General features: G+C 63.5%; 25 protein-coding genes. 8 read left to right on the plus strand and 17 right to left on the minus strand.

What is annotated here, in order from left to right; genetic code table 11:
- Positions 1–3: 3 nt before the first annotated feature.
- The 9 genes from P8014_RS15415 to P8014_RS15455 all read right to left on the minus strand — a co-directional run bounded on the left by P8014_RS15415 (position 4) and on the right by P8014_RS15455 (position 10,666).
- Positions 4–2,328, minus strand: a complete 2,325-nt coding sequence (locus P8014_RS15415) for a 3-hydroxyacyl-CoA dehydrogenase NAD-binding domain-containing protein (protein WP_337818218.1) — start codon at positions 2,326–2,328, stop codon at positions 4–6.
- Entirely contained in the window at positions 2,328–3,464 is a 1,137-nt protein-coding gene (locus tag P8014_RS15420) for a thiolase family protein (RefSeq protein ID WP_337818219.1), read from the minus strand. Before P8014_RS15420 ends, P8014_RS15415 begins: the two co-directional genes overlap by 1 nt.
- Positions 3,465–3,526: 62 nt before the next feature.
- On the minus strand, positions 3,527–3,925 hold the full coding sequence (locus P8014_RS15425; RefSeq protein WP_337818220.1) for a MerR family DNA-binding transcriptional regulator: 399 nt from the start codon (positions 3,923–3,925) through the stop codon (positions 3,527–3,529).
- Positions 3,926–4,055: 130 nt separating this feature from the next.
- Positions 4,056–5,705, minus strand: a complete 1,650-nt coding sequence (locus P8014_RS15430; protein WP_337818221.1) for an electron transfer flavoprotein-ubiquinone oxidoreductase — start codon at positions 5,703–5,705, stop codon at positions 4,056–4,058.
- A gap of 46 nt (positions 5,706–5,751) precedes the next feature.
- Positions 5,752–6,681, minus strand: coding sequence for an FAD-binding protein (locus P8014_RS15435; protein ID WP_337818222.1), 930 nt, complete (start codon positions 6,679–6,681; stop codon positions 5,752–5,754).
- On the minus strand, positions 6,681–7,430 hold the full coding sequence (locus P8014_RS15440; protein ID WP_337818223.1) for an electron transfer flavoprotein subunit beta/FixA family protein: 750 nt from the start codon (positions 7,428–7,430) through the stop codon (positions 6,681–6,683). Before P8014_RS15440 ends, P8014_RS15435 begins: the two co-directional genes overlap by 1 nt.
- 13 nt (positions 7,431–7,443) lie before the next feature.
- Positions 7,444–9,237 carry an acyl-CoA dehydrogenase C-terminal domain-containing protein gene (locus P8014_RS15445; RefSeq protein WP_337818224.1) on the minus strand — a complete coding sequence of 598 codons (1,794 nt, stop codon included), beginning with the start codon at positions 9,235–9,237 and terminating at the stop codon, positions 7,444–7,446.
- Between the two features lie 127 nt (positions 9,238–9,364).
- Positions 9,365–9,640 carry a hypothetical protein gene (locus tag P8014_RS15450; RefSeq protein ID WP_337818225.1) on the minus strand — a complete coding sequence of 92 codons (276 nt, stop codon included), beginning with the start codon at positions 9,638–9,640 and terminating at the stop codon, positions 9,365–9,367.
- 12 nt (positions 9,641–9,652) lie between these two features.
- A complete protein-coding gene (locus tag P8014_RS15455; RefSeq protein WP_337818226.1) occupies positions 9,653–10,666 on the minus strand; it encodes a LacI family DNA-binding transcriptional regulator in 1,014 nt (337 codons plus the stop codon).
- A 265-nt stretch (positions 10,667–10,931) separates the two neighbouring features.
- Between P8014_RS15455 and P8014_RS15460 the strand changes: the two genes are divergently transcribed.
- The 6 genes from P8014_RS15460 (at position 10,932) to ugpC (ending at position 16,963) form a co-directional block, all read left to right on the plus strand.
- Positions 10,932–12,242 carry a sugar ABC transporter substrate-binding protein gene (locus tag P8014_RS15460; protein WP_337818227.1) on the plus strand — a complete coding sequence of 437 codons (1,311 nt, stop codon included), beginning with the start codon at positions 10,932–10,934 and terminating at the stop codon, positions 12,240–12,242.
- Between the two features lie 156 nt (positions 12,243–12,398).
- Entirely contained in the window at positions 12,399–13,169 is a 771-nt protein-coding gene (locus P8014_RS15465; protein ID WP_337818228.1) for an L-iditol 2-dehydrogenase, read from the plus strand.
- A gap of 157 nt (positions 13,170–13,326) precedes the next feature.
- The gene (locus tag P8014_RS15470; RefSeq protein WP_337818229.1) at positions 13,327–14,142 is read left to right on the plus strand and encodes a sugar ABC transporter permease; all 816 of its coding nucleotides are present in this window, start codon (positions 13,327–13,329) and stop codon (positions 14,140–14,142) included.
- A 1-nt stretch (position 14,143) separates the two neighbouring features.
- Entirely contained in the window at positions 14,144–14,968 is an 825-nt protein-coding gene (locus tag P8014_RS15475) for a carbohydrate ABC transporter permease (RefSeq protein ID WP_337818230.1), read from the plus strand.
- A 20-nt stretch (positions 14,969–14,988) separates the two neighbouring features.
- Positions 14,989–15,759 carry a glucose 1-dehydrogenase gene (locus P8014_RS15480; RefSeq protein WP_337818231.1) on the plus strand — a complete coding sequence of 257 codons (771 nt, stop codon included), beginning with the start codon at positions 14,989–14,991 and terminating at the stop codon, positions 15,757–15,759.
- Between the two features lie 64 nt (positions 15,760–15,823).
- Positions 15,824–16,963 carry a sn-glycerol-3-phosphate ABC transporter ATP-binding protein UgpC gene (gene ugpC, locus P8014_RS15485; RefSeq protein ID WP_337818232.1) on the plus strand — a complete coding sequence of 380 codons (1,140 nt, stop codon included), beginning with the start codon at positions 15,824–15,826 and terminating at the stop codon, positions 16,961–16,963.
- A gap of 64 nt (positions 16,964–17,027) precedes the next feature.
- On the opposite strand, the gene trxA is transcribed toward ugpC, so the two are convergent.
- Genes trxA through P8014_RS15510 form a run of 5 tightly spaced genes read right to left on the minus strand, consistent with a single transcriptional unit; the run spans position 17,028 to position 20,641 of the window.
- A complete protein-coding gene (gene trxA / locus P8014_RS15490; RefSeq protein ID WP_337818243.1) occupies positions 17,028–17,444 on the minus strand; it encodes a thioredoxin in 417 nt (138 codons plus the stop codon).
- A gap of 52 nt (positions 17,445–17,496) precedes the next feature.
- On the minus strand, positions 17,497–18,111 hold the full coding sequence (locus P8014_RS15495) for an LON peptidase substrate-binding domain-containing protein (RefSeq protein WP_337818233.1): 615 nt from the start codon (positions 18,109–18,111) through the stop codon (positions 17,497–17,499).
- A complete protein-coding gene (locus P8014_RS15500; RefSeq protein WP_337818234.1) occupies positions 18,108–18,734 on the minus strand; it encodes a flavin prenyltransferase UbiX in 627 nt (208 codons plus the stop codon). Before P8014_RS15500 ends, P8014_RS15495 begins: the two co-directional genes overlap by 4 nt.
- Complete coding sequence (gene mpl, locus P8014_RS15505; RefSeq protein ID WP_337818235.1) at positions 18,731–20,107, minus strand: UDP-N-acetylmuramate:L-alanyl-gamma-D-glutamyl-meso-diaminopimelate ligase; 1,377 nt, start codon at positions 20,105–20,107, stop codon at positions 18,731–18,733. Before mpl ends, P8014_RS15500 begins: the two co-directional genes overlap by 4 nt.
- Positions 20,108–20,113: 6 nt before the next feature.
- Positions 20,114–20,641 carry a hypothetical protein gene (locus tag P8014_RS15510; protein WP_337818236.1) on the minus strand — a complete coding sequence of 176 codons (528 nt, stop codon included), beginning with the start codon at positions 20,639–20,641 and terminating at the stop codon, positions 20,114–20,116.
- 103 nt (positions 20,642–20,744) lie between these two features.
- Here P8014_RS15510 and P8014_RS15515 point away from each other — a divergent pair, with 103 nt between their 5' ends.
- Positions 20,745–21,920, plus strand: a complete 1,176-nt coding sequence (locus P8014_RS15515; protein ID WP_337818237.1) for a phospholipase D-like domain-containing protein — start codon at positions 20,745–20,747, stop codon at positions 21,918–21,920.
- Between the two features lie 73 nt (positions 21,921–21,993).
- On the opposite strand, the gene P8014_RS15520 is transcribed toward P8014_RS15515, so the two are convergent.
- From P8014_RS15520 to P8014_RS15530, 3 genes are all read right to left on the minus strand, one after another.
- A complete protein-coding gene (locus tag P8014_RS15520; RefSeq protein WP_337818238.1) occupies positions 21,994–22,782 on the minus strand; it encodes a VacJ family lipoprotein in 789 nt (262 codons plus the stop codon).
- A gap of 40 nt (positions 22,783–22,822) precedes the next feature.
- Positions 22,823–24,034 carry an argininosuccinate synthase gene (locus tag P8014_RS15525; protein ID WP_337818239.1) on the minus strand — a complete coding sequence of 404 codons (1,212 nt, stop codon included), beginning with the start codon at positions 24,032–24,034 and terminating at the stop codon, positions 22,823–22,825.
- Positions 24,035–24,159: 125 nt separating this feature from the next.
- A complete protein-coding gene (locus P8014_RS15530; protein ID WP_337818240.1) occupies positions 24,160–25,005 on the minus strand; it encodes an OmpA family protein in 846 nt (281 codons plus the stop codon).
- Between the two features lie 244 nt (positions 25,006–25,249).
- Here P8014_RS15530 and P8014_RS15535 point away from each other — a divergent pair, with 244 nt between their 5' ends.
- On the plus strand, positions 25,250–26,473 hold the full coding sequence (locus P8014_RS15535; RefSeq protein WP_337818241.1) for a hypothetical protein: 1,224 nt from the start codon (positions 25,250–25,252) through the stop codon (positions 26,471–26,473).
- The last annotated feature ends 420 nt before the right edge of the window (positions 26,474–26,893 follow it).

The following is a 26,893-nucleotide window of genomic DNA, read 5'->3' on the forward strand; positions in this document are numbered from 1 at the left end:
GGCTCAGTTCCTCAGGGGTTTGCCGGTTTCCAGGATGTGTTCCATCCGCGCCAGGGTGTCCGGGTGCCGGGCCAGGCGCATGAACTGCTCCAGCTCCAGATCCAGCACATCCTGTTCGGACAGGGATTCGGTGATATCGGTATCACCGCCGCTGAGGACCTCGATCAGGCCGTCGGCCACCACCTTGTCGTGCGCAGTCACCTTGCCCAGCTTGGCGAAACCGTCCACGCCCATTTCCATGGTGACGCGGGCGGTGGGACCGGGCAGATTGAGGGACACCGGTTCGGGCGGCGCATAGCCGTCCACCAGCGACAGCGCCTTCGCCTTGGCGTCGGCCAGCAGGCGGTCCCGGTTCATGGTGATGCCGTCGCCTTCGCGCAGGAACAGGTAGTCGCCGGCCTCGGCCGCGCTCTTGGCCACGGTCGCCACGCTGATGGTTTCGAAGGCCTTGATCACCGGCGGCATGGGGCCGCCGGGGCGGCGCTTGTTCACCGTCCAGCGGGTCAGCAGCTCCTTGCAGCCGCCCCAGCCGGGAATGACGCCGACGCCGACTTCCACCAGTCCCACGTAGGTCTCGGCATGCGCCTGCAGGGCATCGCAGTTGAGCAGGATTTCGCAGCCGCCGCCGAGCGCCAGGCCCGAGGGCGCACCCACCACCGGGAAGGGCGCGTACTTGAGGCCCAGATAGGTATCCTGCCCCTCCTTAACCATGGCCCTGGCCTCGTTCCACATGGCCAGATTGGCGGCATAGGCCAGCAGCCCCAGATTGGCGCCCGCGGAGAAATTCGTGCCTTCGTTGTAGATCACCAGCGCCTTGTAACCCTGCGCCGGCACCAATTCGGTGGCCTTGCGGATCATGGCCATGATCTGCGGGTCCATGGTGTTCATCTTCGAGGTGAACTCCAGACACGCGACGCCGTCGCCGACGTCCCACAACGCGGCGGAGGCATTCCGGGCCAGGGGCTTGCTGCCGCGCTTGAGGTCGGCCAGCAGCAGGACGCCTTCCGGGCGCGGCAGCTCGCGGTACTCGCCGCCGATGGTGAAATACTGCAGCACACCGTTTTCGGTGCGGTAGAAGGGACGGTCGCCGGCCGCTTCGAGCAGCGGCGGCACGGCCATGCCCTCGGCGCGCAGACGTTCGGCGAACCAGGCACCGCCGATGCGGTCGATCAGTTCGAAGGGACCATACTTCCAGGCGTAGCCCAGGCGCATCGCCTCGTCCACCGCATGGATGTCGTCGTGGATCTGCGGTACCAGCCCCGCGGCGTAGCTCAACACCTTGGACAATACCCGCCAGGCATAGCGCCCGCCTTCGTCGGGATGCTCCAGCAGCGCGCGCACGCCCTGTTTCGCGGCCCCGACGCTCGCCAGGCCCGGCTTGACCGAGGTCGAATATTCGCCGGTCTGCAGATCGATGCTTTCCTTGACCTTGCCCCCACCCTCGCGGTTGATACGGTAGAAGCCGCCCTTGCCCTTACGGCCGGTGTAACCGTCGGCAATCATGCGCTCGAGCAGCGGCGGAATCTCGGCCACCTCGAAGAAGGCGTCGCCTGCAGGCAGGGTCGCCTTCATGCTCTGCATCAGATGCGGCATAAGGTCGAGCCCCACCAGATCGGAAAGGCCGAACACGCCGGTCTTGGGAATGCCGACCGGCTTGCCGATCACGGCGTCGGCCACTTCCACCGAAACCCCCATGCGGAAAGCTTCCAGCACGGCGGTCTGGATCCAGTAGATGCCAATGCGGTTGGCGACGAATCCGGGGGTGTCCTTGCAGTCGACGACTCCCTTGCCCAGACGGCGGTCGCAGAAATCCCGCAGGCCGGCCACCGCCTCCTCGCGGGTCTTCGCTCCACGGACCAACTCCAGCAGCCGCATGTAGCGGGGCGGATTGAAAAAGTGGGTGATGAGGAAATCCTCGGCGAAACCTTCCGGCATCCCCTCCACCAGGCGATCCAGGGGGATGCTGGAGGTGTTGGAAGAGACCGGGGTGCCAGGTTTGCGCACGGCATCGATTCGGCGGTAGAGCGACTTCTTGATGTCGAGGCGCTCGATCACCGCCTCGATGATCCAGTCGCAATCGGCCAGCAGTTCGAGGTGATCATCGATGTTGCCGGTCGTCACCAGCTTGGCGTTGCGCTTGTGCATGAAGGCCGCCGGATCGGCCTTGAGCAGCTTCTTCAGCGCGGTTTCGGCGATGACGTTCCGGTTCTTCGCCCCGTCCGGCACGATATCGAGCAACACCACCGGCACCCCGGCGTTAGCCATGTGCGCGGCGATCCCCGCGCCCATGACGCCGGCGCCGATGACGGCAACCTTGTTGATCTCCATCACAGCGCCTCCAGAACGGTCGCGATGCCCTGACCGCCGCCGATGCACTGGGTGGCGAGGGCGAACTGTTTACCCTCGCGCTGCAGCAGCGAAGCGGCCTTGCCGGTGATGCGCGCGCCGCTGGCGCCCAGCGGGTGGCCCAGGGCGATGGCGCCGCCGTCGAGATTGATCCTGTCCGCATCCAGCCCCAGGTCCCGGATGCAGGCGAGCGACTGACTGGCAAAAGCCTCGTTGAGTTCGATGACGTCCATGTCAGCCGCCTGGAGACCGGCGCGCTCGAGCGCCTTGCGCGTCGCCGCCACCGGGCCGATGCCCATGATCTCCGGGGCACAGCCGGCCACGGCGATGCTCCTGATCGCGGCGATGGGCTTCAGCCCGTGCGCCTGCGCGTACTCCTCGCTGCAGACCAAGGTGGCGCTGGCACCGTCGGTGAACGGCGAGGACGTGCCTGCGGTCACCGAGCCGTCCGCGGCGAAGGCCGGCTTGAGGCCGGCCAGTCCCTCGGCCGTGGTGTCGGGACGGATGCAGCCGTCGTGCTCCACCAGCCCCCTGCCGGTATCGATGGCGACGATCTCGTCGCTCAAGCGGCCTTCGGCACGCGCCGCTGCAGCCTTGGTGTGGCTGAGGACCGCGAATTCCTCCTGCTCGGATCGGGCCAGATCGTACTTCCTGGCCACGTTCTCCGCAGTCTCGCCCATGCCCATGTAGGCGGCGGGCATCGCCTTGTACAGCGCCGGGTTGGGCATCGGATTGAAACCGGTCATCGGCACCCGGGTCATGGATTCGACCCCGGCCGCGATGAAAGCGTCGCCCGCCCCCATCGCAATGGCGCCGGCCGCCATGTGGATGGATTGCATGGAAGAGCCGCAGAAACGGTTCACCGTGGTGCCGGCCACCGACTGGGGAAGACCGGCCAGGAAACCGACCAGGCGCGCCATGTTGAATCCCTGCTCGGCCTCGGGGAAGGCGCAGCCGAGAATCAGGTCCTCGATATCTTCCGGCTCTACCCCGCTCCTGGTGAGCAGGGCCTTGATCACCTGCGCGGCCAAATCGTCGGGCCGCACCTTCACCATTTCGCCCTTGCTGGCGAACGTGAAGGGGGAACGTACATAAGCAGCAATCACGACACGCTTCATTGCCTCACTCCGGATGATTTCGTCGATGGTTTCAAAGAAAGCGGCTCAGGCCTTGCCGCGATTCACTGCGTCGCGCCCTCGACCTTGGCGACGCACTGCTGGCGCATCTCATCGAGTTCGGCGAGCGTGGTCTCCAGATCCTCGCGCTGCTGCTCCAGCTCGCCGATACGCCTGTCGACCTTCTCCAGCAGCAGCTTCACCTGCTTGGCCCGGGAAGGATCGACGTCGTACATGTCGAGATACTCCTTGATGTCCGCCAGCGAAAACCCCAGGCGCTTGCCGCGCAGGATGAGCTGCATGCGCGCCCGGTCGCGATAGGTGTACACGCGAGTGGTGCCGGCCCGACGGGGCTTGATCAGACCCTTGGTTTCGTAGAAACGAATGGCGCGCGGGGTGATGCCCAGCTCCTCGGCCAGTTCGGTCACGCTATAGAGGTCGGCGGATGCGGATGAAAATGTCATGGGTTCACTATAGGTTTGGTTTACGTTAACGTCAATCTAAATACCTATAAGTCACTTAGCGTCAAAATTCCGCTCTTGCCGCACGTACGCTCAAGCGCGTACGGCGACGGCGCGCGCATGTGCAACGTCTTCACATGTTGGGATAGTTGGGCCCGCCGCCGCCCTCCGGCGTGCGCCAGACGATGTTCTGCGAAGGATCCTTGATGTCGCAGGTCTTGCAGTGGAGACAGTTCGCCGCATTGATCTGCAGACGAGGCTCGCCGTCACGGACGATCTCGTAGACCCCGGCCGGACAATAGCGCTGCTCGGGCGAGTCGTAGCGGGCCAGATTGAGCGAAATCGGCACATCCGCGTCGTTCAGCGTCAGGTGGCAGGGCTGATCCTCTTCGTGGCCGGTGTTGGAGACGTACACGGAGGACAGGCGATCGAAACCGATGACGCCGTCGGGCTTGGGATATTCGATGGGCCGGCATTCGCCGGCGGGCTTCAGGCTGGCGTGGTCCGTGGTCCTGTCGTGCAGGGTGAACGGCAGTTTGCCGCGGAACAGATTCTGCTCGACGAAGTTGAAGGCGCCCCCGCCCATGATGCCGAAACGATGCAGCGCCGGACCGAAGTTTCGGCTGCGATGGAGTTCTTCGTGGAGCCACGAGCCGCGCACCGCTGTCGCATAGGCCCTGAGATCGCGATCGGCCGGCTCGTCTCCCGCCAGGGCCTCGAACACCGTCTCCGCAGCCAGCATGCCGGATTTCATGGCCGTGTGGCTGCCCTTGATCTTGGCGAAGTTGAGGGTGCCGGCATCGCAGCCCAGCAGCAGGCCGCCCGGAAAGTGCTGGCGCGGCAGGGCATTCAAACCACCCTTGGCGATGGCGCGCGCGCCGTAGCTCAGGCGCTTGCCGCCCTCCAGCATGCCGCGGATCTGCGGATGCCGCTTGAAACGCTGGAATTCCTCGAACGGGGAAAGATAGGGATTGGCGTAGTTGAGATCGACGATCAGACCCACCACCACCTGGCCGTCGCCGGCATGATAGAGGAAGGAGCCGCCGCTGGCGCCGTTTTCGGAGAGCGGCCAACCCGCGCCGTGCACCACCAGTCCCGGCTGGTGCCTGCCCGGCTCCACCTGCCACAGCTCTTTTAGCCCCAGGCCATAGTGCTGCGGATCGCAGCCCTCGTCCAAGCCGTAGCGCTCGATGAGCTGCCGGCCGAGATGGCCACGACAGCCTTCGGCAAAGAACGTGTAGCGCCCACGCAGTTCGATGCCGGGCTCGAAGCCCGCTTTCTCCTCGCCGTCCCTGCCTCGGCCCATGTCGCCGGTGACGACCCCTTCCACCTGCCCCGACTCGCCGATCAGCAGATCCGCTGCGGGATAGCCGGCGAAGACCTCCGCGCCGGCCTCCTCCGCCTTCTCTCCCAGCCAGCGGCAGAGATTGCCCAGACTGACGACGTAGTTGCCCCTGTTGTGCATGGTACGGGGGGCCAACATCGTGGGCATGCGTATGGCCTTCTCCGGGCCGGTGAAGAGCATCACCCTGTCTTCGCTTACCGGCGTATCCAGGGGCGCACCCTGGGCCTGCCAATCGGGCAGCAGCTCATCCAGGGCGCGGGTTTCGAACACCGCCCCGGACAGGATATGGGCGCCGATTTCCGAGCCTTTCTCCAACACGCAGACGGAAAGCTCCCGCTCCTGCTGCTGCGCCAGTTGACGCAGGCGGATCGCAGCGGACAGACCGGCCGGTCCGCCACCGACGATCACCACATCGAACTCCATGGTTTCGCGTTCCATCGGCTCCCCCATCGGTCTCAGTATCCGTTGTCCGGGTAACCCCGAATCACTCCAAACTGGCGGTCAGCGCCGGCACCGCTTCGAACAGGTCGGCCACCAGTCCGTAATCGGCCACCTCGAAGATAGGCGCATCCTCGTCCTTGTTGATGGCGACGATCACCTTGCTCTCCTTCATGCCCGCCAGATGCTGGATGGCGCCGGAAATGCCGACCGCGATATAGAGTTCCGGGGCCACTATCTTACCGGTCTGACCCACCTGGTAGTCGTTGGGAACGAATCTGGCGTCCACCGCCGCCCGGGACGCCCCCACCGCACCGCCCAACTTGTCGGCCAGCGCTTCGATGATGGCGAAATTCTCCTTGCTGCCCAGGCCGCGGCCACCGGAAATCACCACCCGCGCGGCAGCGAGATCGGGACGGTCGGACTGGGTCAGGTCGCGCGAGACGAAGCGGGAAACCGGCTTGGCCGCAACCGGTGGAACGCCATCCACCGGCGCCGCGGCATCACCCGCAGCGGCAGGCTCGAAGGCGGTACCGCGCACCGTCATCACCTTGGTCGAATCCGCGCTGCGCACGGTGGCGATGGCGTTGCCCGCATAGATGGGACGCTTGAAGGTATCGGCGTCGACCACCTCGATGACTTCCGAGATCTGGGCCACATCGAGCAGCGCCGCCACCCGCGGCATCAGGTTCTTGCCGAAGGTGGTGGCCGGCGCCAACAGATGGCTGTACTCCCGACCGATGCCGGCGAGCAGTGCGGCCAACGGCTCGGCCAGGGACTGGCCGCAGACAGCGTCGTCGCACAACAGCACCCGTGCGACACCCCGCAGGGCGGCAGCCTCGTCGGCGGCCCCGCGGCAGCCTTCGCCGGCCACCAGCACCGTAACCTCGCCGAGGCGGGTGCCCGCGGTAACGGTATTGCGGGTCACCGGACCCAGCGAGCCGCCGTCGTGTTCGGCAATGACCAGAACGCCCATCAGAGTACCCTCGCTTCGTTGCGCAGCTTGTCCACCAGTTCCGCCACATCGGCCACCTTGACGCCGCCACTGCGTTTGGGCGGCTCCTCCACCTTCAGCACTTCCAGCCTGGGCTCGATATCGACCCCCAGTTCGTCGGCGGCAATAACCTCCAACGGCTTCTTCTTCGCCTTCATGATGTTGGGCAACTTGACGTAACGGGGCTCGTTGAGGCGCAGGTCCGCGGTCACCACGGCAGGCAGCGCCAGCGCGAGGGTTTCCAGCCCGCCGTCGATCTCGCGGGTCACTTCCACCTCGCCGGATGCCGGCACCACCCGGGACGCGAACGTTCCCTGCCCCCAGCCCAGCAGCGCGGCCAGCATCTGACCGGTCTGGTTGTTGTCGTCGTCGATCGCCTGCTTGCCCATGATGATCAGATCGGGCTGCTCCCGCTTGACCACCTCGGCCAGCAGCTTGGCCACCGCCAGCGGCTGCAAGTCCCGCTCGCTTTCCACCAGAACCGCCCGGTCGATGCCCATGGCCAAGGCCGTGCGCAAGGTTTCCTGACTGGCGCTGGTCCCCAGGGAGACCACCACGCTCTCGTCGGCGGCGCCCGCCTCGCGCAGGCGCACCGCCTCTTCCACGGCGATCTCGTCGAACGGGTTCATGGCCATCTTGAGATTGGCCAGATCGACGCCGCTGCCGTCAGCCTTGACGCTGATCTTCACGTTGGCGTCGACCACGCGTTTTGCGCAAACCAGAATCTTCATTCGCCCTTCCTCGTCATCTTTGTGACCATGCCCGGTCGTCGAAATCCATCAGGCACTCGCCGCCGGCATCGACCGCCCGGTAATGGGCCTCGGCGCGCGGCAGAACGCGCCGCATGAAAAAGCGTGCCGTTCTGATCTTGGCGGCGTAGAACACGGCTTCGTCTCCATCACCCCGGCTCAGCCCGATTTCGGCCGTGCGCGCCCACATGTAAGCCAGGGCGGTCAGGCCGAACAGCTGCAGGAAATCCACGGCGCCGGCGCCGATCTCCGCCGGCTCCGCCGCGGAACGCTGCAGGAGGGTCCGCGCCGCGCTGTCCAGCCGGTCGGCGGCTTCCGCCAGGGGAACAGTGAATTCCGCCAGATGCGCATCCCCCTCCCTGGCCCGCAGATAGGCCCTCACGGGCTCCAGAAAGCGTTCGATCAAGGCACCGCCCGCCATCGGCAGCTTGCGCCCCGCCAGATCCATCGCCTGCACCCCGTTGGTGCCCTCGTAGATCTGGCCGATGCGGGCATCGCGCACCAGTTGTTCCATGCCGTGCTCACGGATGTAGCCGTGACCGCCATAGACCTGCATGCCGAGGTTCGCCACCTCGAAGCCGGTATCGGTGAAGTAGGCCTTGACCACCGGCGTAAGCAGGGCGACCAACTCTTCGGCCCGCTCCCGTTCCTCAGGATCGGAGCAACCAGCGGCTTGGTCGATCAGCTGCGCCACCCAGACGGCAAGCGCCCGGCAACCTTCGGTCAGCGCGCGCATGGTGAGCAGTATTCGGCGTATGTCCGGATGGACGGTGAGCGGATCCGCCGGCGCATCCGTGCGCTGCCCGGCCATCGGCGAGCGCCCCTGCAAACGTTCCTGGGCATAGGCAACGGCGTTCTGATACGCCGCCTCGGCGATGCCCAGCCCCTGGGTACCGACGGCCAGGCGCTCGATGTTCATCATCTTGAACATGGCCCGCATGCCCTTGTTCGCCTCGCCGACCAACCAGCCACGTGCGCCATCGAAATTCATCACGCAGGTGGCGGACGCCTTGATGCCCATCTTGTGTTCGATGGCACCGCAGGCGACGTTGTTGGGTTCACCCAAACCGCCCTCGCCATCGGGCAGAATCTTGGGCACCACGAACATGCTGATGCCCTTGATGCCCGCAGGCGCGTCCGGCGTGTGCGCCAGCACCAGATGCACGATGTTCTCGGTCAGGTCGTGTTCGCCCGCGGTGATGAATATCTTGGTCCCGGTGATGCGATAGCTGCCGTCGCCCGAGGGCTCCGCACGGGTGCGCAACAGGCCGAGATCGGTGCCGCAGTGCGGCTCGGTGAGACACATCGCGCCACTCCATTCACCCGATGCCATGCGCGGGAAATAGAGTTCCTTCAACTCCGGAGCCGCATAACTGTCCAGAGCTTCCCAGGCGCCGTTGGTGAGGCCCGGATAAAGGCTGAAGGAAAGGTTGCAGGCACAGATCATCTCGTCGACAAGCATGTGCAGGGTTTTCGGCAAGCCCTGCCCACCGTAGTCGGTGTCGAGAGCCATACTGTTCCACCCCGCCTCCACGAAATCGCGGTAGGCTTCCTTGAACCCCGCCGGGGTAATGACCCGGCCCTCCTGCCAGAGACAGCCCACCTCGTCGCCGCTGCGGTTGATCGGCAGCAGACGTTCGCCGACGAAGCGCCCCGCCTCTTCCAGAATCGCGGTGACTGTCTCCCGATCCAGTTCCTCGAAACCCGACAGCGTTCGCAGACTCTCACCCTGATGGAGTTCGTAGTAGGCGAACAGCATGTCCCGGATCGGCGCTTGGTATAGCGGCATGCAGCGGCTCCTCGACAAAACGCACCGCTTCCCGCCCTGGCCGACGCAGCGTCCCTCCATCCCGCGAAGGGGAACAGCAGCCCGCCCGCCTGGACGGCGATGCGACATTAATACACGTGAAGGGAATCTAGTTGACGTTAACGTCACTGTCAATCATGGAACCCCGGTCAACCCCCACGATCAAAAACACACGCAACTCGACCTCGCCAGCGAGGGCCTTGCCTGGAGAGAAAACAGGATAAGTCAGGGCCGGGTTCTGAAAATGCACCAGTTCATAGAAAACGAGAACCCGGAAATATACGAGTGGTTCATCTCGAAACTGAATGATGCGGTAGAGCGGGGGATGGCTGGCTGCATGAAAATCCCCGAAAACAAAGCCGCCGCATCCCGATGGAATTTCCATCGAAACGAATCCCTAGTCCCGGGGTGCGGCACAACTCCCACGCTTGAGCAGTTCTCCCGGAAATACGTTGTGCTTGATCTGGGGCTCCCCGCCCTGCTCCACCTCCGATACGACCAGACGCGCCGCCAGGCGCCCCATATCGTCGACCGGCTGCGAGAACACGTCGATCTGCGGCCGCACGACCTGCATCCAGGTGTAGTCGTCGAAGCTCAGCAGGGACACGTCCTGCGGAATACGCAGCCCCAGTTCCTGCAGCGCACGGAAGGCGCCCAGGGTACCGCTGCCGTTAAACCCGAACAGCGCCGTGGGCGGGCGGTCCAGACGCATGAGATCGTGGGTGAGCCGGTAGGCATCGTCCTCCGTCAGGCGTATCACCCTACGATATTCGTCCGGAACCTCCAGGCCCAGCTCCTGCATGGCCAGAGGGAAGGTACGCGAACGATCCTCCGGATTGATGACGGGATCGTAGCTGCCCAGCGCCGCGATACGCCGGTGTCCCATGTCGTAGAGGTGGCGCACGCCTTCGCGAACGCAGCGGGCATTGTCCAGCATGATCCAACTGAAGGGGCTATCGGGATAGTGATAGTCAATCTCGACGATATGCGTGCCATGATCGCGCATGCGCAGCAGGTAATCGAGATTCGGACTACCGTAGCCGGGACGGATGATCAGGCCGCTGACCCGGTTCCCGTGAAACAGCTTGAGGCTTTGCAGCTCCAGTTCCGCTTCGTATTCGCTTTCGGCGACCAGCACCGTATAACCGTGCTGGCGCAGCGTGTGCGAGACCACTCGCATGAGCGAAGCGAAAAAGGGTTCGACGACGCTGGCGAGAACCAGTCCGACCGAGCGGTTGCGTCCCCGGCGCAACGCTCCCGCACGCTCGTCCGGCACGTAGTGCAATTCGTCGATCGCCTTTTGCACGCGCTCCTGCGTGGCCGGCGCGACACGCTCGGGCTCGCGCAGTACGCGCTTGGCGGTCGTGGCCGAGACACCTGCCAGAGCAGCTACGTCATTGATTGTAGGCATGATACCTGATCCGGTTGATCGGTTTATCCAAACCCCTCACAGCCGAGAGTTTACAAGATCATCCGCGCAGCGATCGTCCACGCACCGGATAAAACAATTCTCCCCTGTCGACTTGACACATCAAATATCGACTGCTAATTAAAATGGCCACGTGGCCATTTTGGCGCAGGAGACTCAAAATCTCGACGAAACTAATGGATTGATTCGATAAAGGCCGGCACGAACGGCCAATAGCTCTAGCGAGCAACATGAGGAGGAGAAAGACATGAAGCGACTAGCAATAGCCACTCTCGCATTGTGCGCGTGCGCCCCGCTGTACGCCCAGGCGCAGACGCAGATCACCATCGCGACCGTCAACAATCCGCAGATGGTCGTGATGAAAAGCCTCACACCGGAATTCGAAAAGACCCATCCCAACATCAAGGTGCACTGGGATGTCATGCCGGAAAACGAGCTGCGCCAGAAGGTAACACTGGACATCTCGCAGCAGGCCGGCAGCTACGACATCGTCACCCTCGGCGCCTATTCCACTCCGATCTGGGCCCAGAACGGCTGGATCGCTCCGCTCAACAATCTGCCCAAGTCCTACGACCTCAAGGACGTGATGAAGCCGGTCCGGCAGGCGCTGTCCTACAAGGGCGAACTCTATGCCCTGCCGTTCTATGCCGAGTCGTCCTTCACCTATTACCGCAAGGATCTGTTCAGGAAGGCCGGTCTGACCATGCCGGAGCGCCCCACATGGAGTCAGGTCGAGCAGTTCGCCAAGAAACTCAACGATCCGGCAAACAACGTGAACGGCATCTGCCTGCGCGGCATGCCGGGCTGGGGCGAGAACATGGCCTTGTTCGACACCATGGTGAACACCTACGGCGGGCGCTGGTTCAACATGAAGTGGCAACCGCAGCTCAACACGCCGGCCTGGCACAACGCCCTCAACATGTATCTCACCCTGCTCACCAAGTACGGCCCCAGCGGCGCGACCTCCAACGGCTTCGTGGAAAACGAGAACCTGTTCGCCAACGGCCACTGCGCAATGTGGATCGACGCCACCGTCGCCGCGGGCTACCTGTCCGATCCCAAGACCTCGAAAGTCGCAAAGGACGTCGGCTTCGTGCAGGCCCCGATCGCCAAGACGGTGCGCGGATCCCACTGGTTCTGGACCTGGGCGCTGGCCATCCCGAAGGATACGAGGAACATGCAGGCGGCGCGCACCTTCATCGAATGGGCCACCTCCAGGCAGTACATCGATCTGGTCGGCAAGACGCAGGGCTGGGTCAACCTGCCGCCGGGAACCCGCTACTCGACCTATGAGAATCCGAAATACAAGGCGGCTGCCCCCTACGCCGGCATCGTTCTGAAGGCCATCAATCAGGCCGATCCGAACAACCCGACGCTAGAGCCCGTGCCCTACACCGGCGTGCAGTTCGTCAGCATTCCGCAGTTCCAGGCGCTGGGAACGCAGGTCGGGCAGAACATCGCCGCGGCCCTGGCCGGACAAATGAGCGTGAATCAGACGCTGCAACGCTCCCAGTCCTACGTGACGAACGTCATGAAGCAGTCCGGCTATCTCAAGTAAGGCCATGAGCCGCCACTGACCCTTCGCGTGGGGACGGACCGCACGGCCCGTCCCCACTGCCGGCAGCGGCGCAATCCGGCGCAGTTTCCTGCTCCCCGTTCCTATCGATCACCTGAAGCAGGACTGCATCCGCGGCATGAAACCGAGGCAACCATCATGCGCTTGAAGGATAAAGTCGCTCTCGTCACAGGCGGCGCCCAGGGCATCGGACTCGCCATCTCGCAAGGCTACGCCGCCGAAGGCGCGCACGTGATCATCGCCGACATCAACCTGGATGCCGCCGAACAGGCCGCCGGCGAAATCGGCGACAGAGCCCGCGCGATGCATCTGAACGTGACCGAGCAATCATCGATCGACCGGGTCGTAGGAGGCGCTGTCGCCGAATTCGGACGTATCGACATCCTGGTCAACAATGCTGCGATCTTCGACCTCGCACCGATCGAGGAGGTCACCCGCGAATCCTTCCGCAGGATCATGGCGGTGAACGTGGAAGGCCTGTTTTTCATGATGCAGGCGGTGGCGAAGCAGATGCTGGAAAACGGCAAGGGCGGACGCATCATCAACATGTCCAGCCAAGCCGGGCGGCGTGGAGAACCACTCGTGTCCGCCTACTGCGCCAGCAAGGCCGCGGTCATCAGCATCACCCAATCCGCCGGACTGGCCTTCGCCCGACGCGGAATCAACGTCAACGCAATCGCCCCCGGAGTGGTCGACACACCCATGTGGGATACCGTCGATGCCCTGTTCGCCCGCTACGAGAACCGCGGAATCGGCGAGAAGAAACGCCTGGTCGGCGAGGCGGTGCCCTACGGCCGTATGGGTCGGGTATCCGACTACGTCGGCCCAGCCGTATTCCTGGCCAGCGATGAATCCGAGTACGTCGTCGCGCAGACGCTGAACGTCGACGGCGGCAACTGGATGAGCTGAACACTGCCGACGACGGCGCGAGCCGTACGGATTCGCACATGGCGTCGTCGGTAGAACCGCTGCCTGGGGCGGACTGTAAACAACCACCGATGGAGCCCCGCAGTGCCGGAGCGCTCCGATCGCCAGGCGACGGGACATCACGTTGGAGGTCAATGCGGTGAACACGACAATTTCCAATACCACGATGCCGATCCCCGGAAACGACGGACTCGGCTCCGGTCGAAAAGCACGTGGCAAATCGTTGCGCAGCCTGTGGCTGGTCGGGCCGGCGACCATATACCTGTTCGTGTGGATGATCATCCCCCTGGGGATGACGATCTACTACTCGTTTCGGCGCTACAACCTGATCCAGCCGTACATCAAGGGATTTGCGGGCTGGAGCAACTACATCAACATCCTGACCGACCCGAATTTCCTCGCCTCGCTTTCCAACACCCTGGTCCTGGTCGGTAGCACGCTGATCCTCACGATCGTGCTCGGCCTGGTCTTTGCTCTGCTCTACAACAACGACTGCGTGATCGGCAAAAACGTGGTCCGCACGTTCGCAGCCTCACCGTTTTTCGTCATGCCGGTGGTCACCGGTCTCATCTGGAAGGATCTGATGATGAACCCGACCTTCGGCCTCCTGCAGGGAGTCCCCGACGACATCAAGGAAGCCGCCAACCTCGACGGCGCCGGCGCCTGGAAGACCTTCCGCTACATCACCCTGCCCCATCTTGGCCGTTCGCTGTACGCCATCGTGATGCTCGAGACCATCTTTTTCCTGGCCATCTTCGGGCAGATCTACGTGACGACCTCCGGCGGCCCCGGCGTCGCTACCACCAACATGCCTTACTACATCTACCTGCAGGCCTTCTCGCAATGGGAGGTCGGCGGCGCCTCGGCGGCAGCCATCTTCGCCGTCATTCTGGCCAACATCGTCGCCATCTTCCTGGTGCGCATGATCAACCGGAACATCAGGGAGGATGCCTGACATGAACCGCCTATCGCTCAAGCAGAAGATCGGCATCAACATCCTGGCCTATCTGGTCTGTTTCCTGATGTTTTTCCCCATATTCTGGCTAGTACTGACCTCGTTCAAGACCAACACCCTGGCCTCCGCCCTGCATCCCGTGTTCTTTTTCACGCCGACGCTGCACAGCTACATCGACGCGATCGTCAACAACAACTACCTGCACTACATCGGCAACTCATTGATCAGTTCCGTGGTCTCCACCCTGATCTGCCTGCTGCTGGGCATCCCGGCAGCCTATTCGATGGTGTTCCACCGCACCCGGCGCACCGACTTCACCCTGCTGTGGATACTGTCCACGAAAATGCTGCCCGCGGTGGGCGTTCTGGTACCAATCTACGTCGTCTACAACCGCCTGCATCTGCTGGACAACGTCTTCGGGCTGGTCTTCATCTACGCCGCCATGAATCTGCCTATCGTGATCTGGCTGCTGTACACCTACTTCAAGGATCTGCCCAAGGAGATCCTTGAAGCGGCGCGTACCGACGGCGCATCGATGCTGGTGGAAATCGTCCGCATCGTCATTCCCCTGACCATGCCAGGACTGCTCTCGACAGCGCTGCTGGCCATCGTACTGGCATGGAACGAAGCGTTCTGGGCCATCAATCTGACCAACGTCCACGGCGCCACGCTGTCCGTGTTCGTATCCGGATTCAAGAGTTCCCGTGGTCAGTTCTGGGCCAACATGGCCGCCGGCTCGACGCTGGCGGTACTGCCCATCCTGATCGCCGGCTGGTTCACCCAACGGCAACTGGTACGCGGACTGACGTTCGGCGCCGTCAAATAACACGCAATCAAGGAGGAAACATGAACAACAACCCATTCGACCTGAGCGGCAAGGTTGCGCTGGTGACCGGCGCCGGCGGCGGCATCGGCAGTGCGATCGCGATGACGCTCGCCAATGCCGGCGCGGACATGGCGGTTGCCGACAGCAACGCTGCCAATGCTGAACGCACTGCGTTCGACGTCAAGGCCACCGGCCGGCGCGCGGTGGCCTTGACCGTCGACGTACGTGAACCAGACAGCGTGACCGCCATCGAGGAGGCGACCCGCAAGCAACTCGGCGAGATCGACATCCTGGTCAACTGCGCCGGCATCGCCTTCAACAAACCCTCCGAGGAGCTGAGCCCGGAGGAATGGCTGCAGGTCATCGACATCAACCTGAACGGGGTGTTCTGGTGCTGCCAGGCAATCGGGAGGCGCATGCTCGCACGCAACAGCGGCTCGATCGTCAACATCGCCTCCATGTCGGGCGTGATCGCCAACAAGCCGCAACCGCAGTCCCACTACAACACCAGCAAGGCCGGCGTAATCATGCTCACGCAGTCCCTGGCGGCCGAATGGGCCGATCGCGGCGTGCGCGTCAACGCCGTTTCGCCGGGCTATATCGGCACCGAGATGACCAAGCTCGGCATGAACACGCCGGAATGGAAAAAGACCTGGCTGGAAATGACTCCCATGGCACGCGTCGGCGAACCCGTCGAAATCGCCAATGCGGTCTGGTATCTCGCCAGCGACGCCGCCAGCTTCGCCACCGGCAGCAACCTCATCGTCGATGGCGGATACACGGCCTGGTAAGCAGAAACCCCGCCGCGTGGCCGGGCTTTGCCCGGCTGCGCCCGGCGAACCGGAGGAAACCGCCATGGCAGAGATCAGACTCGCCAACATCGAAAAGCGCTACGGCGAACAAACCGTTCTCGAGAACATCAACATCGACATCGCCGACCGCGAATTCATGGTCTTCGTCGGCCCCTCGGGCTGCGGCAAGACCACACTGATGCGCACCATCGCCGGCCTCGAGGAACCCACTTCAGGCCAGGTGATCATCGGCGATCAGGACGTCACCGACGTCCCCCCCAGCAAGCGCGGGGTCGCCATGGTCTTTCAGTCCTACGCGCTCTACCCGCACATGAGCGTGCGCGACAACATCACCTTCGCCCTCAAGCTCGCGAAAACGCCTCAGGCACAGATCGACGAAGCCGTACGCACCGCTGCCGAAATCCTGCAGATCGGCCACCTGCTGGACAGGAAACCGGCCGCGCTGTCGGGCGGACAGCGCCAGCGCGTAGCCATCGGGCGGGCCATCGTACGCGATCCCAAGGTGTTTCTGTTCGACGAACCGCTATCGAATCTGGACGCGGCGCTGCGTGTGCAGATGCGCCTGGAGATCATCAAACTGCACCAGCGCCTCGACGCCACCATGGTCTACGTTACACACGACCAGATCGAAGCCATGACCATGGCCGACCGCATCGCGGTGATCAACCAGGGGCATCTCGAGCAGCTGGGCACACCGCTCGAACTCTACGAAACGCCACGCAACCTCTTCGTTGCCGGCTTCATCGGCTCACCCAAAATGAACTTCATCAAGACACGCATCGACGCGATCGACGCCGACGGCGTCACGGTGACGCTTACCGGGGACGTCAGGCTGACCGTGCCGGTGGACGGCAGCTCGCTGACAAGCGGCGGCGAAGTGACTTTGGGCGTACGTCCGGAGCATCTCGGCGTGGAGCGCGGCGTGGACGGGGCGGCCGATATCACGCTGGCGGCCGAGGTAAAGGTCATCGAACATCTCGGCGGCGAAAAGCTCATTCACGCCCAATTGGGCGAAGGCCTTGAGGTGGAAATCAAAGCCTCAGGGCACGCAGCGGTCGAACACGGGGAGCGGCCGGACCTCGCCGTCCGCGCCGCACTGTGCCATCTGTTCGATGAACAGGGCAACGCACTGACGCGCCTGAGCGGTAATCCGAGCGAAGGGAAAGTCGCGTTGGCCGGTTAGTCGAAAACGGACCATCGGAGAAATATGCGGCCGGGACGAACCGCCCGCCCGGCCGCAACGGTCTTCAGGAGGATTGTGCCTGCTGGGCCTCGGCCTGCTGCTTGCGGATATCCTCATGAACCTCCGCCATATCGAGTTCCCGCACCTTGCCGATCACCTCTTCCAGCTGCGGCGGCGACAGCATGCCCGGCTGCGAGAACAGGATCACCTGTTCACGGAAGATCATCAGCGTCGGGATCGAGCGGATCTGGAACGCGGCAGCCAGTCCCTGCGCCTCTTCCGTGTTGACCTTGCCGAAAACGATGTCCGTATGGTTTTCGGAAGCAGCCTCGAAGGTCGGCGCGAACGCGCGGCAGGGCGCGCACCACGTCGCCCAGAAATCGACGACGACGATGTCGTTGTCGCGCACCGTCTGTTCGAAGTTCTCTTCGTTCAATTCCACAGCAGCCATCATGGCCTCCTGCCTTGCGGCGGTTAATATTAGAAAATTATAATACACGAACTTGGATGACCGACCAAATCAACGGCCAAAGTCAGGAAAACCGGCCGCTGCGCAGCAGTTCGCCCACCCTCTGCAGCCGCTGCATGGCGTCGTCGAGTTCGACCAGGGCCTGCTTCAGGGCGGGCGCCAGCGGCAGCAGTTCAGTCAGCCGGTCGGCGACCCATCCGGCATGTCCGTAACGTTCCTCGGGGAACAGCGTGAACGGTGCCCCCAGTTCCCTGACCAGGCGCCGCAACAACTCGCCCAGCTCACGATACTCTTGCGGCAACTCCAGCGTCTCGGCCAGCGCCGCATCCTCAAGCCATTCGACCTCGGCATGAAGCAAACCGTTCCGCCCGGTCTCCTGCGCACACACGCGAAAACGGCGTTCGCCACTGGCCACGATGCCCAGCAGGCCGTCGGGGCGCTGGTCCCAGTCGACGATGCGCGCCAGGGTACCAACCTTGTGGATGCTCGGCGTCGCCCCCACCTCGTTGCCCGATTCGATCAGACACACGCCGAAACCGTCGCCGCCGCGCAGGCAGTCTCGCACCATGTCCAGGTAGCGTGTCTCGAAGATGCGCAGCGGCAGCAACCCACCCGGCAGCAGCGCGCTGTGCAGTGGAAACAGAGGAAGACGCACGCCGCGTTCCGCCGGCTTGTTCACTCCGGCAGTTCCTCTACACCCCAGCGAGGCATCAGCTGGTGCGGTACATCCAGGTGGTCGAGGACGCGCGCGACCATGAAGTCGATCAGGTCCTCCACGCTCTGCGGCCGATGATAGAAACCGGGATTGGCGGGCATCATCACCGCCCCCATGCGCGTGAGTCGCAGCATGTTCTCCAGGTGGATTTCGGACAGCGGCGTTTCGCGCAGCACGACGATCAGCTTGCGCCGCTCCTTCAGGGTCACGTCCGCCGCGCGTTCGATCAGCGAGCGCGACGCACCGACGGCGACGGAGGAAAGCGTACCGGTCGTACAGGGACAGATCACCATGGCTTCGGCCGGCGCCGAACCGCTGGCGACCGGCGCCGTCCACTGCTGTTCCCCGAACACCTCCAACTGCCTGGGCGCAGCGCCATACAACTCGCCCAGCACACGCTCAGACTCGGCCTGGCGGCCGGGCAGGCTGAGATCGGTCTCCATGCCGATAACCACCCTCGCCGGCTGCGACAGCATCAGGTATACGTGCACATCGGCCTTGATCAGACATTCGAGCAGGCGTAAGCCGTACTGCACGCCGGAAGCACCGGTCAGGGCGAGGGCAACGGTACGCCGCGCCCCGCTCATGCCGGTTCCCCGCTGCGCTCGAGCAGCGCATCCCGCACCCGCTTCGGCAAGCCGCCGAAACTGCCGTTGCTCATGAACACCACATGATCGCCGGGGCGCAGCTCCTCGAGCAGCGCCGCCTCGAGCGCGTCAAGATCGGCGTCTACGCTGGCACGGCCCGGCAGTTCGCGGGCCACCTCGTCCAAAGGCCAGTCGAGATCCGGGGGCTGGAACAGGAACACACGGTCGGCGCCATCCAGCGAAGAAGCGAGACGCGCACGATGCACGCCCATACGCATGGTGTTCGAACGCGGCTCCAGCACGGCGATCAGGCGTGCCTGCGACTGACGTGCCCGCAGTCCCTGCAGCGTCGTGGCGATGGCGGTGGGGTGATGAGCGAAATCGTCGTACAGCGCGACGCCGCCGACCTCGCCGAGCGCCTGCAGCCGCCGCGCCACGCCGCGAAAGGACGCCACCGCCTCCAGCCCCGCTGCCAGCGGGACCCCGGCGTGGCGCGCGGCCAGCAGCGCAGCCAGCGCATTGGATACATTGTGACGCCCCAGCATCTGCCATTCGACCTCCCCCTGCGGCCGGCCGTCGTGCAGCACCTGGAAACGGCTTCCGTCCTCGGCGAGCAGTTTCGCGCTCCAGCCGTTTCCGCCGTCCAGCGTGAAGTCCTCGACCGGCGTCCAGCAGCCCATCGCGAGCACTTCGTCCAGCGCCGAATCGTCGCCGCGGCGCACGATCAGGCCGCCGCCGGGCACGGTACGCACCAGATGGTGGAACTGACGCTGGATTGCGGCCAGATCAGGGAAGATGTCCGCGTGGTCGAATTCGAGATTGTTCAGCACCAGGGTTCGCGGCCGGTAGTGAACGAACTTGGAGCGCTTGTCGAAAAAGGCGGTATCGTACTCGTCGGCTTCGACCACGAAGAACGGGCTGTCGGTCAGCCGCGCGGACACGCCGAAATCCGCCGGGACGCCGCCGATCAGAAACCCCGGCTCCAGCCCGGCCTGCTGCAGGATGTGCGCAAGCAGACTACTGGTGGTGGTTTTGCCGTGCGTGCCCGCCACCGCCAGCACCCAACGCCCGCGCAGCACGTGCTCGGCCAGCCATTGCGGCCCCGAGGCGTAGTCCAGACCGCTCTCGAGCAGAGCCTCCACCACAGGCAGACCACGGCGCATGACGTTGCCGACTACGACCTGATCCGGCGCCGGCTCGAGCTGCGCGGGATCGTAGCCGCTGTGCACGGCGATGCCGGCGGCCTCGAGTTGCGTGCTCATCGGCGGATAGAGCTGCGCGTCGCTGCCGGAGACCTCATGCCCCGCGGCCTTGGCGAGCTGCGCGATGCCGCCCATGAAGGTGCCGCCGATGCCGAGAATATGAATATGCATATCTGATTATCCCGCCATACCACCGAAGATGCCGATGATCAGCAATGAGGACGTCAACACCAGTGCCAACGCGACCATGACACCGAGCCAGGCCTGGCGCAGATCCAGCGCATGCTGGAAGATGCGCCCGAACACGGCAAGTGTCCAGCCGACCGTCAGCAGATAGGAGAAAGAAGTGAAGGGCGCGGAGATTCCATTCGCCTCGGCACGGAACAAGGCGTAGACCTGTGGTGTCAACAATATACCCATGACCGTGCCGGCCGCCGCCACCGCCGTCAAAGTCTGGACCAGTCTGCCCGGGTGGTGCGCCAGTATCAGAGCGCCGTAGATCCAAGCCGCCAGCACGCTGGTCTCGACCACGGCCTGGGCCAGCGCATTTCCCCAGCTGTACAGCGGCAGCACATTGAACACGCTGAGCAGCGTGTAACCGCCGATGCTGGCGGCCAGCCAGCCGTAGGAAGCCGGCAGGTCCTGCGGACCAGCGCGCAACAGACACAGACGCAAGATCAGTTTGAGTACACTGAGAAAAGGCACGACGGTTTACAGGGAACGCAACGAAACGTGGCAAACAAATCCAGCGACAGGAAGTCGAGCATAGCATTTCAGGCTCCTTGCAGGGCGCTTCCGCGCTAACGCCATGCGCCCCAGTCACCCATTTCGGCCCTCCAATCATTTACGCATACTGGTCGATGGCGAGCGCTTCCTGCCGGCCATGCTGGAAGCCATCGACGGCGCCCGGTACTACGTGCTGCTGGAAACCTACCTGTGCGAATCCGGGCAAGTCTCCGATCGCTTCATCCATTCGCTGAGCGAAGCAGCCCGGCGCGGCGTACGGGTCTGCATGCTGCTCGACGATTTCGGCTCGCTGCGCCTGGGCTCCTACGACCGCCAACGCCTGCTTGGCGTCGGCGTCAATCTCCTGTTCTACAATCCGCTGCGCTTCGGACCCTTGCACCGCAACCTGCACCGCGACCACCGCAAACTGCTGGTGACCGATGGACTAAAGGCATTCGTCGGCGGCGCGGGACTGACCGACGATTTCGATCCGCTCGCCCGCCCGCAGAGCTGGTGGCACGATCTGATGCTATCCGTCGAAGGCTCCTGCATCGATGACCTGCAAGCCAGTTTCGCGAGGATCTGGCGGCTGGGCGGCGGCGATGAGGGTGCGTTGCCGCGACTGCAGCCCGCCACCCCGACAGAACCCGGAGGCGCGGCGCGTCTGCTGGTACACGAACCGGGCCGACGCGAATTCATCGAGGAACTCATTGCCCGCATCCGCCACGCGCGGCAACGCGTGCTCATCAGCGTCGCCTATTTCGTGCCCCCTCGCGTACTGGCTGCCGCTTTGCGCGGTGCTGCCAGACGGGGCGTCGAAGTGCGCCTGCTGCTGCCGGGGCGCAACACCGACCATGAATCTGTCCGCTACGCCAGCCGACAGCACTATGGTCGCCTGCTGCGCGCCGGCGTTCACATTCACGAGTACATACCACGCTTTACGCATACCAAGCTGATGATCTGCGACGACTGGATCAGCGTCGGCTCGGCCAACCTCGATCACTGGACCTTGCGCTGGAACCTGGAAGCGAATCTGGACATTCGCGATCCCGGCTGCACCGACGCCGCACTCGATGTGTTCCGCGCGGATCTGGCGCAAGCCGAGGAAATCATCCTGCGCGAGTGGCGCAAACGCAGCCGCTGGGAACGCCTCGGGGAGTGGTTCTGGGGAGAGATCAGCGCGTGGCTCGCGCGGCGCAGCTATCGGCAGGGGCTTCGCAACCCCAAGCGTCACCCTCTTGCGTCAAAACGCAGTTGACGCACGATCCACGCAAGACAAGAAATACCTTCCGCGGCCCCGCGCCCGAAACAAACCCCGACTTTCAACCATTCTACTGGGACGACGAAGAACCTGACTGCATCTGCAGCAGTTCCTGCTGAAGCGAATCGAGCTGCTGCCCCTGTTTCGGGCCGGCAGGCTTGGGATTGTTCCGTTCGAGCAGGTAACGACGATGCTGCAGATAGGCGTTGCGCACGAAAGCGTAGGGATCGTAGGCCTCGTCGATGGTCGAATCCAGGGGCAGCAAGGAGGCGCGCAGGCTGATGAACTTCAGCGCGGTCAAGGCCCAGCGTGTACGCGGATGTTCGTAGTAGCCGAGCGGATTCAACAGCGTGCCATCCACCAACGGCGACGGGGCGTTGCGCAACGTACTCGGTCCGAACAGCGGCAGCACGACGTATGGCCCCTGAGGCACGCCCCAGGCCGCCAGTGTCATGCCGATATCCTCCTGATGCTTGGGCAGGCCAAGCGGCGTAGCCACGTCGAACAGCCCGGCCAGACCGAAGGTGCTGTTCATCAGAAAGCGGGTAAAGTCCTCCAGCGCCTGGGGCTTGCCCTGCAGCAACGCGTTGGCCGTGACCGAAACGTCCCCGAGATTGGAGAAGAAATCACTCACACGACCACGCACGAACGTCGGCGTCACTGCGTCGTAACCCTTTGCCGCGGGCTTCAACACGGTGCGGTCGAGCGCCGTGTTGAAACCGTACATGGCCCGGTTGTAGCCCTGCCACGGATCATCCGGGTTGGATGCATGAGGCGTGGTAGCGCACCCCCCCAGCAGGGGTGCGAGCAACGCGCCGAGCAATCCGGCTCGGCGCAGTCGGGTCGTGATTGTCTTCACCGGCGGTTCTCCAGACGTCCCGGTCCTCCGCGCGCGAGCTTCAGGCCTTGCGGCCGCGCGCCGCGGCGATGCGCAAGCGTAGCGCGTTGAGCTTGATGAAGCCGGCGGCATCCTTCTGATCGTAAGCCCCGGCATCGTCCTCGAAGGTCGCGATGCTGGCATCGAACAGACTGTCGTCGGACTTGCGCCCCACCACGCTTACGTTGCCCTTGTAGAGCTTCAGGCGCACCACGCCGTTCACCGGCGCCTGCGAGGCGTCGATCATCGACTGCAGCATACGCCTCTCCGGGCTCCACCAGTAACCATTGTAGACCAGGCTGGCGTAGCGCGGCATGACCTCATCCTTAAGGTGCGCCGCCTCGCGGTCCAGTGTGATGGATTCGATCGCACGATGCGCCTTGAGCAGGATTGTGCCTCCAGGGGTTTCGTAGCAACCGCGCGACTTCATGCCCACGTAGCGATTCTCGACGATATCCAGACGGCCGATGCCGTTGGCACCGCCGATCTGATTCAGCTTGGCCAGAACCGCCGCCGGGCTCATCACTTCGCCGTCGATGGCCACCACATCACCCTGCGCAAAACTCAGTTCGATGTAGGTCGGCTGGTCGGGAGCCTGCTCCGGAGACACGCTCCAGCGCCACATGGACTCCTCGGCCTCAGCCCAAGGATCCTCGAGAACACCGCCCTCGTAGGAGATGTGCAGCAGGTTGGCATCCATCGAATACGGCGATTTCTGACCGTGACGCTCGATCGGAATCTCGTGCTGCTCAGCGTAGGCCAGCAGGCGCTCGCGCGAGTTCAGATCCCATTCGCGCCAGGGCGCGATGACCTGAATACCCGGCTTGAGCGCATAGGCGCCCAGCTCGAAACGCACCTGATCGTTGCCCTTGCCGGTCGCGCCGTGAGACACGGCATCGGCGTCGGTCTGGTTGGCGATTTCGACCAGGCGCTTGGCGATCAGCGGACGGGCGATGGACGTACCGAGCAGATACTCGCCTTCGTAGATGGCATTGGCGCGGAACATCGGGAACACGAAGTCGCGCACGAACTCCTCGCGCAGATCCTCGATGTAGATTTCCTTCACGCCAAGCTTTTGCGCCTTGACGCGGGCCGGTTCGACTTCCTCGCCCTGTCCCAAATCGGCGGTGAAGGTCACCACCTCACAATCGTAGGTTTCCTGCAGCCACTTGAGGATTACAGAAGTATCCAGGCCGCCCGAATAGGCCAGCACGACCTTGTTCACGTCCGCCATGCGCTTTGACTCCGACATTTTCAACGACGAGCCCACGCAGAGTGCGTGGGCTGTATTAGATATATGCCTTTCCAGTATAACGTGATTGCGCGCCGGAGACCCGCCCGCCATCAGCGGGACGCGCCTCAGCGTTCCAACGTAATGGTCACGCGGCGGTTGTGCGCTCGCCCGACGGCCGTACTGTTGAGATCGGCCGGACGGGATTCACCGTGGGAAATCACCTCGATCGGCACCCCCACCCCCTGCGCGCGCAGGAAATCAGCGACGCTGCGAGCCCGGCGTTCCCCTAAGCGGTAGTTGAAGGTGGCGAAGCCAACGTTGTCGGTATTGCCCACTGCGATGATCAACTTGACTCCTCCGTAGGTTTTTAGATACCCCGCCAAACGCTCGATATGTTCACGTCCCGCCTTGCCCAGCCGGTAGGAGCCGCTGGCGAAATGGACCTCGGTTTTGGCGTAGTCGGAGAACTTCGCCGAAGGCAGTGCACTCACGCACTTCTGCAGTTTGCCGAGCGCCGCACGGAAACCCAGCGAAGAGATGAACACCCTGATGCTCGGCTGACTGTCCGCCGGATAGCTGAACTCCGTGAAGCGTCCGCCCTGAAAGCCCAACATGACTTGGCGGGCGGCCTCGCTGTCGAGCTTCACCGGCAGACCCACCGCCCCCTGGCTCATAGTTAACACCCGAGGCTGCGCCGGAGACTGCCATGGCGCCGTCACCAGCGCCACGCGGGTCATTTGGCCTTCGTACAGCCCTGGCCTCGCGTGAACGCTGAAACCCAAGCGTCCATCGCCGCGCTGCACCAGCTCGGCACGGCCATAGTCAGCGATGGTCTGCACCAAGCCGCAGGTGAACGTCCCGCGTTCCAAATGCCATTGCGTTTGCTCCATGACATTACCGAACTCCAAAGTCTCGGCGCGGACCGTCGTCATCCCGACGAAGAACAGCAGCAAACACAACAGGGAACGCATGATTGATCCGTGGACTCGAATACAGCGCGGACGACCGCTCGTAACTTGTTGTCGGCAGCAAGACCGTGCGCTTGAGCCGGTCATTGCGTGGACACCCTCGGAGCATGGCCCCATACACAATGGCCGCGCGGGGTAAAAAGGTGGCAAAATGCGGGATTACGAGTGATGCGAAAAGAAGGAACCGCTCGTCCACGATACGTAGACAGACCACATGAGAGGCATAGCAACGATGTCGAACCCTGCAATGACGCTGCAAGAAGATAACGCGGAGGTCCAGCTCACCGCCGGTCAGCTCGAAGGCTTGGGCAAGGTCGGCGATACCGCCAATCAGATCGCCGAACTGCTCAAACTGGCGCAGGCCGCACTCGAGTCGATGCGCGACAGCATCGACATCGACGCCATGGCCGACCGCGTCGGCCCCGAAGTCGAGGCGCTGGTCCACACCCTCGGGGAACTGATGAGCTTCCTCGGTATCGATTCGGCCGAGGCCCTGCAGCAGTCGGTGCACGAAAACCTGCAGGCGATGCAAACCGCCCAGGTGCGCGAAGCCGCGCCCGAGTTGATCAATCTACTCGGCGCCCTGCACAGCAGCGGCCTGCTCAAGGTGCTGCCTCCGCTGCTCGCGCAGATCGGTTCGCTGACCGCCTCCATCGACCCCGAAGCGCTGGCCGAGCGTCTCAACGGGCTCAACGAAAACCTGCGCTACTGGACCGCCACGGCCCGCGAAGGGCTGCGCATCGTAGGCGATCGCGTCAAGGAACTCGACTTGCCGGAACGTGTAGCCGTGCTCGAGGACATGGCCGACCAGTGGTGGCGCATCGCCATTCGCGCCAAGCACCTCGCCCAGGGCGATGCCGAAAGCCTCGGCGACCGGGTCGAATGGCTGGTCGGTCAAGCCGAACATTGGGGCGGACAGATCGGCATCGCCGTCGGCACCCTGCGCGACATGGCGCCTGAAGTGATGAACGATCTCGACCTTGGCACCATCGGCGCCAAGGTTGCCGCCGGCGCTCTGGAGTGGCTGGACATCGCCTGGCAGGCCAACGACGTAGTCAAGGGCGATGCCGAGACCCTTACCGTGCGCGTGCGCGCCATTCTTGCCGGCATCCGCCACGCAGGCCTCGAACAGGTCGGCCCGGAGATGGTCACCTTCTTCGCCACCGTCAACCGCACCGGCATGTTCCGCAAGGTTAACATGTTGCTGGCCGCCATCGAGCCACACATTCCGGAGGACGAGCGTTTCAAGGCCTGGCTGGACGAGACCAGCGATCTGCTACGCGAATATCAGCCACAGATCCAGGGTGCGATCCCCGCCCTGCACAGCACCATGCAGGCCATGGAAGGCAAGGAGAAGAAAGGCGGCGGCCTGTTCGGGCTGCTGAGCATCGTCTTCTCGCGCAAGACGCAGTACGTGCTGCGCTTCGTCATCGAGCTGGCTTATCGCCTCCTGCGCGGCAACAAGGACTGATCAGCCTTCGTCGGGCCGATGCGTCCGACTGGAAAGCCCCGCCAAAGTGCGGGGCTTTTTTGATTGCACCGCAGGTTCTTGCGATTGGCGTGGAGTTCTCGGGCGTGCATCGGTGTTTGTAGTTTCGATTTTGCGTGAGTGAAGGCGACGTACTTGTTGGCTGCGGCTGTTTTGGTAATACAGTGATACCCGTTCCCATTGTTGACGCCAGCGCTCGTTTCGGGCGCGAATCAACGTTTCCAGTATTGATCCTATTTGGGTGACGCGCCCGAGCCCTTTTCTTTGCATGCCCAAAGAAAGGGGCGAAAGAAAGGCACCCCAAGCACTCTGCACCTGTGCCATTGGCGGCTGCAGCGACTCCAGGCTGTTTCGCCACAAGGCGCGCCGTGCAGGGAAGGCTTATTGCCTTCGCCAGCGGCG

The sequence above is a fragment of the Acidihalobacter sp. genome (assembly GCF_037381185.1).
Lineage (GTDB): Bacteria > Pseudomonadota > Gammaproteobacteria > DSM-5130 > Acidihalobacteraceae > Acidihalobacter_A.